This is a genomic window from Pustulibacterium marinum (assembly GCF_900116665.1).
GTDB classification, from domain to species: domain Bacteria; phylum Bacteroidota; class Bacteroidia; order Flavobacteriales; family Flavobacteriaceae; genus Pustulibacterium; species Pustulibacterium marinum.
In genome coordinates this window covers 247,464-260,524 of record NZ_FPBK01000004.1, presented here as the reverse complement: position 1 = coordinate 260,524, position 13,061 = coordinate 247,464, and the positions used below count along the sequence as shown (strand labels likewise).

The window sequence follows — 13,061 nt, the reverse complement described above, 5'->3', positions numbered from 1 at the left end:
TTTTCGGAGTTAACAGCAGCTATCGGTCCCATGTTTGAAGATGCACTTTCTGCCGGAACTATCTATTTAAAGCATTGCCCTATGGCTTTTAATAATGAAGGAGCCGACTGGTATGCCGATGTAACCAATGATATCAATCCGTATTTTGGAGATGAAATGCCTAAATGTGGAAAAGTGGTGAAAACTATTGCAAAAGAAAAATAAGTCAACTAAAAAAAATCAGCAAAATGAAAAAAGGAGGAAACTACGGTAAATTTTTATTAATGTTGTTATGTTCGTTCATAGCCATGTACATTACTATGTATTTGAATGCATATGAGTTAGATCATGTATACTTCAGTTTAACCCGACTGTATATGACGTGCTTGGGAATAGCTTGTATGGCGGTTATAATGCTTACCCTAATGCTAGGAATGTACAAGAATACAAAGAAAAACTTAGCTATTTATGGAGGTAGTTTGGTATTGTTTATAGGCGCCTTGTATATGGTTCGAGCACAAAAACCCGTGAACGATGTACTATGGATGAAAGCGATGATACCACACCACTCTATTGCTATAATGACAAGCAAACGAGCAGATATTGAAGATCCTGAAGCCAAGAAATTGGCGAAAGAAATTATTGAAGCACAAGAACGCGAAATAGCCCAAATGAAAAAAATATTGTACCGGTTAGAGCAGGAGAAAGAATAAAAGTAAGGAGAAAATTTATTGCAAATAAGACCTTATGACAGATGGAATTTTAATCTAAAGAATTCCTCGTAGCTTGCTGCAGGGTAAAAAAGGAAAAGTTTGAAAAGTGGATATTGGATTTATGAGTGATTATTTCCATTAAAGACACAATAAAAATTTGTTATTATATCATTTGGTTTGTCCGATAAAATATTAAGGTTCAATTTTGACGGATGAATTAAATAGTAGTTTTATAAGAGTATGTCCAGAGATTGAATATTGTTACAATCTATATTTTATCGATATAGGGTTAGAGAAGAGTTGTGAGGTTGACAATTCTGGTCAGATAGCTATTATGTCAATACAGTGATCAATATGCTAATGAATAAGTCATAAAATATAAATTTAGGAATTAAGGGAAAGAAAAAAAGAATGAAAAGATCCATTTAGGTCAATTAAGATTGTTTTAATGATTTAGATACCTCGCAGCTTACTGCGGCGAGGTTCATTTGAAAGCCGTTTTGGGGGATAATTAATTATGTAAATATGATATTTATCATATATATTAATAGGTCAATATCCTTACTTTGTATATGAATTAATGAATTTGAAATAAAATATGATAAGTTAAGTAACAATATTTATTGGCAAATAATTAATAAATATTTCTTGACTTCTTAAACTTTAATAAAAAAGTCATACCTTTGTTATTGTGATGAAAAAGATTTTTTACAAAATAGTATCATGTTTGATGGCACTTTTAGTTTTTGTGTCCACTCTTTCTTTTGCTATTGAAAGTCATTTTTGTCGTGATATTTTAGTAGATTCCTCCATGTTTGGACATGTTAAGTCTTGCGCTAAAGAAGAAGTGCAGAAGACATGTTCGGCAGATTGTAGTTTTATAAAAAAAGATTGCTGTCGAAATGAAAAGTTAGTTGTTAACGGACAAGATGAATTGCAATTACTTTCTATTGACAAAATTTCTTTTGATCAACAAGTTTTTCTTGTTTCCTATTTCTACACATACATAAATCCTCTTGTAAGTTTTGATAAGAAGATTGTCTCCTTTGAAGAATATAATTCACCCCATGTTGTAAGGTGTCTCTTTAAGATAGACGAGACATACTTAATTTGATTTTTAAACTTTAGATGTTATTATGCTTTAAAGCTTTGCTTTAGGGATAATACGCTGTATTCGGTTTTTACCTAACATATGTCTAATTGTTTAATTATCAAATTAAATGCTTAATAAACTTATAAAATACTTCTTGGAAAACAAGTTAGTAACCGTTTTGGTTTTAATTACTTTGGTTACTTGGGGAGTGATTACGTCCCCATTCAACTGGAATACCAGTTTTTTACCTAATGACCCAGTGCCCGTAGATGCTATTCCTGATATAGGAGAAAATCAACAAATTGTTTTTACAAAATGGACTGGGCGCTCACCACAAGATATTGAAGATCAGATTTCATATCCAATGACTACTTATTTACTAGGGATTCCTGGTGTTAAAACAATTCGTAGTTCATCTATATTTGGATTCTCTAGTATTTATATCATTTTTAACGATGATGTAGAATTTTATTGGTCTCGATCTAGAATACTTGAAAAACTAAATTCACTTCCATCAGGTCTATTACCGGATGGCGTAACTCCTACTTTGGGGCCTGATGCTACCGCATTAGGGCAAGTATACTGGTATACCCTTGAAGGTAGGGATAAAGATGGTAACCCAACAGGTGGTTGGGATTTACATGAGATACGTACTGCTCAGGATTTTTATGTTAAATATGGTCTCAATGCTGTTGATGGAGTTTCTGAGGTTGCTTCTATAGGTGGCTTTGTACAGGAATATCAAATTGATGTTAATCCAGATGCTCTTAAAGCCTACAATATTCCTTTACATATGGTAATGCAAGCTGTAAAGAAATCAAATAGAGATGTTGGGGCAAAAACAATTGAAGTCAATCAAGCGGAATATTTGGTTAGAGGACTAGGTTATATAAAGAATACGGAGGATATCGAAAAGGCAGTAGTAGCAGTACATGATAATGTTCCGATACGGATTAAGGATATTGGGATAGTGAGCCTAGGTCCTGCTACTCGTAGAGGAGCACTTGATAAAGGAGGTGCGGAAGTTGTTGGGGGCGTTGTCGTAGCTAGATATGGATCAAATCCTTTAGCTGTTATCAATAATTTAAAAGAAAAGATAAAGGAAATAGCTCCAGGATTACCTAAAAAGACACTATCAAATGGGGTTGAAAGCCAATTGACAATTGTACCTTTTTATGATCGTACCCAACTAATACATGAGACTATTGGTACACTGGAAAGTGCCTTGTCTCATGAAATCCTTATTAGTATTATTGTCGTATTAGTACTTGTACTTAATCTTAGAGCTTCCATTATTATTTCAAGTTTATTACCTGTGGCCGTCTTGATGACCTTTGTTGTTATGCAATATGCAGGAGTTGATGCAAATGTAGTAGCACTGTCAGGGATAGCAATAGCCATTGGAGTGATGGTGGATGTAGGAATTGTTTTTGTTGAAAATATAATCCGGCATATGGAAATGCCAGAGAATCGTAATGCTAAGGGCAAAGAACTCATTCAAGTAATTTATACGGCTACGGTAGAAGTTGCCTCCGCTATTACTACAGCATTAGCAACTACTGTAGTAAGTTTTGTACCTGTTTTTGCGATGCAATCTTCGGAAGGGAAGCTATTTAGACCTTTGGCCTTTACCAAAACCTTTGCTTTATTGAGTGCGTTTTTCTTAGGTATAAGTATACTACCGGCATTGGCACATTTTGTATTGGGTATAGATTATAACAAGAAACGAGTAAGAAGATTTTGGTCAATATTATTAGTCACAGCCGGAATTGTTTTTGTGTTTTATACTCAAACGTGGCTACCGATTGTTATTTCACTTGTTGGGTTGAATAATCTGTTTGAGCCTAAATGGCCGGAAAAATTCAAAACATACCCTAATTATATTAATTTAGGATTAACAGTCTTTATTGCATCATTCTTTTTAACCAAAGAATGGATGCCATTAGGTCTTCAAAATGGTGTTATAATCAACTACTTCTTTGTTCTGTTCTTGGTAGGTATTATCCTTATAATATTAATGGGTATTGTACATCTCTACACACCTGTATTGAAATGGTGCTTGGAAAATAAAGGCAAATTTATGTTAATTCCTTTTGTTACTCTATTTTTTGGAATTGTGGTGTGGATAGGCTTTGATAGCACTTTTGGTGTTGTCGCAAAAGGTCTTGAATCTGTAGGTTGGAAAAATGTTAGACAAACTTCAGGATGGCAAGCAGCTTCAAATAGATTCCCTGGAATAGGATCTGAATTTATGCCTTCACTCAATGAAGGTTCATTCTTACTAATGCCAACATCTATGCCACATTCAGGGGTTGAATACAATAAAAATGTGGTAGGACAGTTGGATAAACTTTTGGGGAATATTCCGGAAGTAGAATTAGTCGTTGGTAAATTAGGTAGGGTAGAATCAGCGCTAGATCCAGCACCAATATCTATGTATGAGAACGTAATCAACTATAAGCCTGAATTTATTTTAAATGAAGACGGACATAGAATTCGTTTTAAAGTAGATAAGAAAGATCGATTCATAACAACACAAAAAGAAGCCTTAACCAATGAAGAAGCTTTAAAGCAAGGAATCACAAAAGCTGATTTAATTGAAGATGATAATGGTGAGTTTTTCCGTAATTGGAGAGCAAATATTAAATCACCTAATGATATATGGGATGAGATAGTAAAGGTTACTAAAATTCCGGGAATTACATCTGCTCCAAGATTACAACCTATTGAAACTCGATTAGTGATGTTACAAACCGGAATGCGGGCACCCATGGGTGTTAAAGTTTTTGGGCCTGACTTAAAAACAATTGAGAATTTCGGTATGCAGTTAGAAAATATTCTAAAAGAGGTTCCTTCTGTGAAATCAGAAGCTGTATTTGCAGATAGAATAGTAGGAAAACCATATCTGCATCTTAATATTAATAGGGATGAAATATCTAGATATGGGTTAAACATTGAAGATGTTCAACAAAGTATAGAAACAGCCATTGGGGGTATGGAAATTACCTCTACAGTAGAAGGTCGTGAGCGATTTCCAGTAAGAGTGCGTTATCCACGAGAGTTAAGAGATGATTCAGAGTCTTTAAGTAAGATATTAATTCCAACACCAGTAGGTGCTCAAATTCCATTGTCTCAATTGGTTGATTTTGAATATGTAAGAGGTCCGCAGGCCATCAAGAGTGAGAATACCTTTTTGGTAGGCTATGTCCTTTTCGATAAGCAAGAAAGTTTTGCAGAGGTTGATGTTGTAAATGATGCTCAGGATGCTATTCAAAGAAAAATAGATTCGGGTGAATTAATAGTTCCTGATGGTGTAAGCTATAAATTCTCAGGGAATTATGAAAATCAAATCAGAGCGGTTAAAAGATTAGCTATTGTAATTCCTATTAGTTTGATTGTTATTTTCTTGTTATTGTTTTTTCAGTTTAAGACAGTGATTGCTTCCTCTATACATTTTTCAGGAGTGTTTGTTGCTTTTGCAGGAGGGTTTATAATGTTGTGGCTTTATGGTCAGGATTGGTTCATGAATTTTGCCATTGCTGGAGTTAACATGAGAGATTTATTTCAAATGCATACGATCAATTTAAGTGTAGCTGTTTGGGTTGGCTTTATTGCTCTTTTTGGAATAGCTACTGATGATGGTGTTATCATGGGAACTTATATTCACCAAGTTTTTGAAGAACGAAAACCAAATACAATTCCAGAGGTAAGAGCGGCAGTTTTAGAAGCAGGTAAAAAGAGAGTACGCCCTGCAATGATGACAGCTGCAGTAGCCATTATTGCACTTTTACCAGTACTAACCTCAACTGGTAAAGGAGCAGATATCATGATCCCTATGGCTATTCCGACATTTGGAGGTATGACTATTCAAATCATGACCATGTTTGTAGTACCTGTACTTCAAGCTTATTGGAGGGAAACAGTTATAAGAAAGCAAAGTAAAAAATTGAAAAAAAATATTGTATAATGAAAAATGTAATCACGTTCATACTCATCTTCATGAGTCTACTATCTTATGGTCAGACTTTAGATGAATACTTTAAAATAGCAGCTGAGAGTAATCCAGGATTGCTTTCACAGTATAAGGAGTTTGAAGCTGCGTTGCAAAAAGTGCCACAGGTAAGCTCGTTGCCTGACCCTAATTTATCCTTTGGCTATTTTATTTCTCCAGTTGAAACCAGAGTGGGTGCCCAGAAGGCTAAGATTTCATTAACCCAAATGTTTCCTTGGTTTGGAACATTAAAGGCTCAAGGTGATGCTGCTGTATTCATGGCAGAGTCTAAATATCAGTCTTTCTTGGATGCTAAAAACAAACTTTATTATGAGGTGTCAGCAGCTTATTTTCCTTTGTATGAACTCAAAAAATGGATGAAAATTGAAGAAGATAACATCGCCATTTTAGAGTCGTACAAAACCATTTCTAATACGAAGTTTAAGAATGGGGTAGGAACATTGGTTGATGTTTTAAGAGTAGATGTTTTTTTAAAGGAAGCACAAACTAATTTAGGAATACTGAAGAAAAAAGAAATTCCACTTCAGGCTTCTTTCAATAAACTGCTCAATCGTAATGAATTTGAGAAAATAGAAATTTCAGAAAGTTTCGAGATTAATATACCGCAAATTGATTATCTCAAAGATTCGTTACTTGTAAGTCATCCTCTTTTGAATTCGATGGATTTAAAAGTTAAGGCAGCACAGGCAACCGAGAGAGCTGCCTTTAAGCAAGGTTTACCAAAAATTGGGATTGGATTGGATTACGTTATGGTAGATAAACGTACAGATATGTTCATTACGGATAATGGTAAAGATGTACTAATGCCAATGCTGTCTGTAAGCTTACCTATTTTTAGAGGTAAATACAAGGCCGCTGCAAAGGAGGCTAAATTGATGCAAGAAAGTTATATACTGCAAAAAACAGAAATATCAAATACATTGAAGTCGACTTATGAAATGGCTCTTTTTGACATAAAACAGCAAAGTGATTTGGTCTCGCTCTTTGATGAACAAATAATTGAATCAGAGCAAGTACTTAATTTATTATTCACTGCTTACGGAAATTCAGGAAAAGATTTCGAAGAAGTATTACGGATGCAGCAACAATTGTTAAAATATAATAAATTAAAAATAAGTGCATTGACACAATATGAAATAGCAATGGCTAAATTAAATTATATCACAGCAAAACAATAAGCAAATGAAATCAGAAACAAAAAAAATAATAAAAATAGCCTTACCTATGATGGTTTTAGGTCTTTTGCTAGGATGGCTATTATTTGGAGGTTCCACTACCAATAAGCAAGAAGAACACCATAATCATTCTTCTGAAGTATCAGAAGAGACTATTTGGACCTGCTCTATGCATCCGCAAATTAGACAAAAAGAACCCGGTAATTGCCCAATATGCGGAATGGATTTGATTCCTTTAGAAAGCAACAGTAATTCTGATTTGGATCCAATGGCTATTAGTATGTCAAAAACTGCTTTAGAACTAGCCAATGTTTCAACTGAAATTGTAGGCAAAACGAATCCAGTTAAACTAATTAAATTAAATGGAAAAATTGAAGCGGATGAGCGATCTGTTTACTCTCAGTCTTCTCATATTCCTGGGCGAATAGAGAGGTTAATGGTTAATTTTACAGGGGAATATATTAATAAAGGGCAGATTATTGCTTATATATATTCACCTGACTTGGTAACGGCTCAGGAAGAACTTTTTGAGGCACGAAAAGTTGTAGAAACGCAACCCCAATTTTTTAATGCTGCTAAGGAAAAATTAAGAAATTGGAAACTATCTGATAAGCAAATTGCACAAATACTTCAATCAGGAACTGTTAGTGAGCAATTACCAATACATTCAGATGTATCTGGGTATGTTACACAAAAAATGGTTAACCTTGGAGATTATGTTAATAAGGGAAAAGCTCTGTATCAAATAGCTAATCTTAGTAGTGTTTGGGGGTTGTTCGATATATACGAAACAGACATGCCTTGGATCAAAAAAGGGGATGAAGTAGCTTTTACGGTACCGTCACTTCCTGGGGAAACATTTACAGGTAAGATAGCTTATATAGATCCTGTAATTAATCCTCAAACAAGAGTAGCTAAAGCAAGAATCGAAATAAAGAATGTTGATTTCAGATTGAAGCCGGAAATGTTTGCTTCTGGAACTGTAGAAGCAAAACTACCTCTTACCTCTAAAGCTATTGTAATTCCTAAATCTGCTGTAATGTGGACAGGAGAACGTTCTGTAGTATATGTTAAAAATGAATCCTCTAAAGAAGTAAGTTTTGTGTTAAGAGATGTCATCCTAGGCCCTTCTTTGGGAAATAGTTTTGTTGTAAAAGACGGATTGCGAGAAGGAGAAGAAATAGCAGTTAATGGCACTTTTAGTATCGATGCTGCTGCTCAATTAGAGGGGAAACCTAGTATGATGAATCCAGAGGGAGGTCCGGCTATGACGGGGCATAACCATGGAGGAATGAATATGGGAGGAAGTAAAGAAATAAAGGGTGTTGATCATTCAAAAATGAATATGAGTAAAACCACAGGGGAAGATAAAAAAGATCAAAACAGCATAAGTGAACGAATAAATACCACGGAGTTGTTTAGAACTCAATTGAAAAAAGTCTTCTATACTTATTTAAAATTAAAAGATGCTTTGGTTAATGATGATAGTAGTAAAGCTAGCGGCTATGCTAAAGAAATGTCATTAGCAATGAGAAATGTAGATATGAAACAATTGACAGATAAGAATGCACATGATCAATGGATGACCATTTCAAAAGAAATTTCCAAATCGGCTACTGCTATTTCTGAAACTTTAGATGTGGAAAAACAGCGAAATTATTTTAAAAACATGTCAGGTCTAATATCAAAAGGTATTAAGCTTTTTGGAGTAAATCAAAAAGTATACGAACAGTTTTGTCCGATGGCGGATAATAATAAAGGAGCTTACTGGTTGAGTATTACCAAAGAGATTAAAAATCCTTATTTAGGAAAGGCTATGCTTACTTGTGGAGAAGTAAAAGATGAAATACATTAAAACAAGAATGAAAATACTAAAAATAATAATATTACTATTGTATTCAACCTATACATTTGCTCAAGTTGGAACCAATGGACAGGATAGAAAAGAAGACGGTCGGCCCATAAAGGAATATAACTTGACCATTGAGCAAAACAAGATAACATTAGGTGGGGTCACTGCTAAGGCGATGACCATCAATGGTAGTATTCCTGGACCGGTTTTAGAGTTTAATGAGGGTGACCTTGCTATCATAAATGTGACCAATAAAATGGATGTGGAAACCTCTGTGCATTGGCATGGATTGATACTCCCTAATTTTTATGACGGTGTTCCTTATTTAACCACACCACCCATTGAACCCGGCACTACATTTCAGTACAGAATACCAATTAATCAATCGGGTACATTTTGGTACCATTCACACACAATGCTGCAAGAGCAAAAAGGGGTATACGGCTCTATTGTTATTCAACCAAAAGAAAAAACCTTGCAATATGATAAGGATTTAGTCGTGGTTTTGTCTGACTGGACCAACGAAAAAGCCATGAACATACTACGGAATCTTAAAAGGGGCAATGAGTGGTACCAAATCAAAAAAGGAACCGCAGTACCCTTGAGCAGGGTCATTAAGGAAGGAGCGTTCGGGGCACAACTCAAATTTTGGAGAGACCGTATGGAAGGTGCTGACATTGCAGATATCTACTATCCGGCATTTTTGTCCAACGGAAAAAAATTGGCGGAGTATCCAGAATTCAAGGCAGGTGAAAAAGTACGTCTTCGCTTCATCAACGCATCGGCCTCGACTTATTATTGGATGGATTTTGGTGGTGGAAACCCAATGGTGGTTTCCAGTGATGGTATTGACGTACAACCAGTGTCCAAAAGCCGATTTCTATTTGGCATTGCCGAAACCTACGATGTTATTGTCACAATTCCCGAAGGTATTATAGAAATTACTGCAACAGCTCAAGACGGTTCAGGTCATACCTCTATACATTTGGGTAATGGCACTCTTTATCCTGCCAAAAGAATAGACAGACCTGATAAAGTAGAGATGATGAAACAAATGGGTAAAATGGATATGAAGATGGGAGCACCTGCAATGGCTGGAAATAAAAAGAAGAACACGCCCGAATATTTAATGCAGAAGTACGGAATGAAGATGGATATGAAGGATGGTCAGATGAATATGGGGATGCACAATAAGGTGTCAATGAAAGACAGTGAAATGAGTGACCAAATGAAGATGGATGATACAATGGGAATGAAAAAGGACTCTATGTCAATGAGTTCTATGGAGCCTACCAATAAAATGGATAACCATATGGGGCATAATATGTCCATGAAGCAGAAAGACACTTCGGCTTTTGATTACAATACACGTAAAACCTATTTCAATTATGATTTTCTAAAGGCGAAAGAAAATACTGCCTACAAGTCTGATTTGCCAGTAAACGATTTATTGTTGAATCTAACGGGGAATATGCAACGCTATGTGTGGAGTTTAAATGGTGTGCCACTTTCAGAAACCGATAAAATAAAAATCAAAGGAGGAGAAGTAACAAGAATTACACTCAACAACCTAACAATGATGCACCACCCTATGCATCTTCACGGTCATTATTTTAGGGTGATTAATGAAAATGGTGAACGTTCGCCCTTAAAGCACACCGTAAATGTACCACCAATGCAGAAAGTGGTCATTGAATTTTATAACGAAGAATATGGCGATTGGTTTTTCCACTGCCACATTCTCTACCATATGATGGGAGGTATGGCACGCGTGTTTAGCTATGATACACCAAGTGATGAACGAATGAAGGATTATCCAGTAACAAAGTTAATCGACGAGACGGACCATTATTATTATTGGGGGGCAGCACGTTTAGGTTCAAACTTTAATGAACTTTTTTTAATGTCGAGCAACATTCGTAATGAATTTGGTTTGAGAACAGAGTTCGATTACGACCAAAACCTTGAAGCCGAAGTAAATTATAATAGGTATCTCAATGATTGGGTACGTCTCTACGTAGGTATTAATACCGAAACATCAACACCAAATTCTTATGATACATTTAATACTGTAGGATTGGTTGGTGTTAAATATTTTACGCCATATAGGTTCAATGTAGATGTGAGTATGGACCATCAGCTTCGCCCAAGAATACGTTTGGACAGAGAGTTCTTGATTTTTCCTAGAATTTTTCTGGAAGGTGAATATGAATACAGAGCCGATTTTGGATGGGTGAACAACCTGGGTGATAAATCCTATGAGGGTGAAACTCAGTGGCTGGTAGGTGCTTCTTACATCCTCTCTAGAAATTTTTCAATTCAAGCAAACTACAATAACCGATACGGCTGGGGTGGTGGACTTATAGCAAGATTTTAACCAAAAAGATGAATTAATAATAATTAAATCAAAAACAAAATGAGCAAATTAAAATTAGTATTAGGAGTGGTTGCAATAACATTTGTAACCCTGACCGCAGTATCTTGTAAAGATGCAAAAAATGAGAAAAACAATTCAACAGACCATCATTCAGAAACGAATATGGATGAAGACCATTCAAAAATGAATCACGATAATAGTGATGGACACCACGACGGTGAAAAAAAGGAGATGGCAATGAATGGAAATGGTACCTCACAAGCCGTATTAAATGATTATTTCAATCTTAAAGACGCTTTGGTAGCAGATGACAACGCAAAAGCGAAAAATTTAGGAGCCGTTTTGGCCACAAGTTTAGGAAGTTTGGATATTTCTAAATATACGGAAGCAGAAAAATCAGAACTAAAGGAAATTGTAGAGGACGCAGTTGAGCATGCAGAGCATATTAGCGAAAGTGAAATGGACCATCAACGTGAACATTTTAAAACCTTGAGCAAGGATATAACGGATATGGTGGCCATTACAGGAACTAAAACGACACTCTATGAACAATTCTGCCCAATGTACGATGGCGGCAGTACCTGGTTAAGTATGAGCAAGGATATTAAAAACCCTTACTACGGCGGTAAAATGTTAACCTGTGGAAAGGTACAAAAGGAAATCAACTAAATGAAAATCGTAAAAATCATAGCATTGATTTTAGTGGTAGTATTCGTGGGCATACAGTTTATGCCCACAGAACGCAACAAAAGCGATATTGTGCCACCAACAGATTTTATGTTGGTTAATGATGTTCCAAGTGATATCAAGAACAAATTGCAGATCTCTTGTTATGATTGCCACAGTAATAACACACAATATCCTTGGTACAATAAAGTGCAGCCCATAGCTTGGTTTTTAGAAGGGCATATCAAAGAAGGGAAAGCAGAGTTGAACTTCAATGAATGGGATTCTCTTTCCAGTCGAAGAAAAGCAAGCAAGCTAAGGTCAATCATTAAACAGATTGAAAGTGGTGAGATGCCTATGGCTTCCTATACTTTAATTCATAAGAAGGCCACTTTTTCTGAAGAAGAAACCCAGAAGGTTGTTAAGTATATGGAAAATTTAAAAGACAGTTTATAATTAAAAAAAGATAAAATGAAAAATTTTAAAATGAGTATAGCAGCAATGCTATTGTTAGTAGTTTCTTTTACCAATGCACAGGAAAAGAAAAAAATGAACCACAATCACGCAACCATGAAAATGGATCATAGTAAAGCGATGAATATGAAGAGTGATGCAAAGGCAGAGGCTATATTAAATGATTATTTGAGCTTAAAAGATGCCTTAGTAGCAGATGATACCAAAAAGGCTGCGATTGAAGGTGCTAAATTGGCTGCTTCATTAAAAGAATTTGATGAGTCTAGTTATACATCAGAAGAACAAAAAGAATTGCGAGACATTATTGAGGATGCCAAGGAACACGCAGAACATATTTCAAAAAGTGAAATAGATCATCAAAGAGAGCATTTTAAAGCTTTAAGTAAGAATATAATGGATATGGAATCCATTACAGGTACAACAAGCGCTTTGTATGAGCAGTTTTGCCCAATGTATAATGGAGGTAGCTCTTGGTTGAGTAGTAGTGACCAAGTAAGGAATCCATATTATGGCAGTAAAATGTCGAAGTGTGGAAAGGTAAAAAGGGTTATTAATTAGAGAACCCTTTTCCTAGTATTAGGAATCTTTCTTGTTAATTAGTTAACTGAAAGGTAGTAGTCTTATGAAGGTGTTATTTTCATGAAGTCTTGTCACGGGAAGGAAAATAGTTGATTGTCAGTGCTAATTCCTTCCCGTGTCAATTATAAGATTATTGCAGAA

At 35.4% G+C, this 13,061-nt stretch carries 9 protein-coding genes and 1 pseudogene; all 10 read left to right on the top strand.

Annotation, left to right across the window (positions count from 1 at the left end):
• A pseudogene (locus tag BM383_RS08345) lies at window positions 1–204 on the top strand (DUF3347 domain-containing protein); the annotation flags it as partial.
• 23 nt (window positions 205–227) lie between these two features.
• Window positions 228–692, top strand: a complete 465-nt coding sequence (locus BM383_RS08340; protein WP_093024676.1) for a DUF305 domain-containing protein — start codon at window positions 228–230, stop codon at window positions 690–692.
• A gap of 694 nt (window positions 693–1,386) precedes the next feature.
• Window positions 1,387–1,806: an HYC_CC_PP family protein gene (locus BM383_RS08335; protein ID WP_093024660.1), complete on the top strand. Its 420-nt coding sequence runs from the start codon at window positions 1,387–1,389 to the stop codon at window positions 1,804–1,806.
• Between the two features lie 106 nt (window positions 1,807–1,912).
• Window positions 1,913–5,752 (top strand): efflux RND transporter permease subunit, encoded by a 3,840-nt coding sequence (locus BM383_RS08330; RefSeq protein ID WP_093024659.1) that lies wholly within the window; start codon window positions 1,913–1,915, stop codon window positions 5,750–5,752.
• A complete protein-coding gene (locus tag BM383_RS08325) occupies window positions 5,752–6,975 on the top strand; it encodes a TolC family protein (protein WP_093024658.1) in 1,224 nt (407 codons plus the stop codon). Before BM383_RS08330 ends, BM383_RS08325 begins: the two co-directional genes overlap by 1 nt.
• A 4-nt stretch (window positions 6,976–6,979) precedes the next feature.
• Window positions 6,980–8,827 (top strand): efflux RND transporter periplasmic adaptor subunit, encoded by a 1,848-nt coding sequence (locus BM383_RS08320; protein WP_093024657.1) that lies wholly within the window; start codon window positions 6,980–6,982, stop codon window positions 8,825–8,827.
• A 7-nt stretch (window positions 8,828–8,834) separates the two neighbouring features.
• Window positions 8,835–11,201 (top strand): multicopper oxidase domain-containing protein, encoded by a 2,367-nt coding sequence (locus BM383_RS08315; RefSeq protein ID WP_093024675.1) that lies wholly within the window; start codon window positions 8,835–8,837, stop codon window positions 11,199–11,201.
• A gap of 39 nt (window positions 11,202–11,240) precedes the next feature.
• The gene (locus tag BM383_RS08310) at window positions 11,241–11,870 is read left to right on the top strand and encodes a DUF3347 domain-containing protein (protein WP_093024656.1); all 630 of its coding nucleotides are present in this window, start codon (window positions 11,241–11,243) and stop codon (window positions 11,868–11,870) included.
• Window positions 11,871–12,323, top strand: a complete 453-nt coding sequence (locus BM383_RS08305; protein WP_093024655.1) for a heme-binding domain-containing protein — start codon at window positions 11,871–11,873, stop codon at window positions 12,321–12,323.
• Between the two features lie 15 nt (window positions 12,324–12,338).
• The gene (locus BM383_RS08300; protein WP_093024654.1) at window positions 12,339–12,899 is read left to right on the top strand and encodes a DUF3347 domain-containing protein; all 561 of its coding nucleotides are present in this window, start codon (window positions 12,339–12,341) and stop codon (window positions 12,897–12,899) included.
• Window positions 12,900–13,061: the final 162 nt, after the last annotated feature.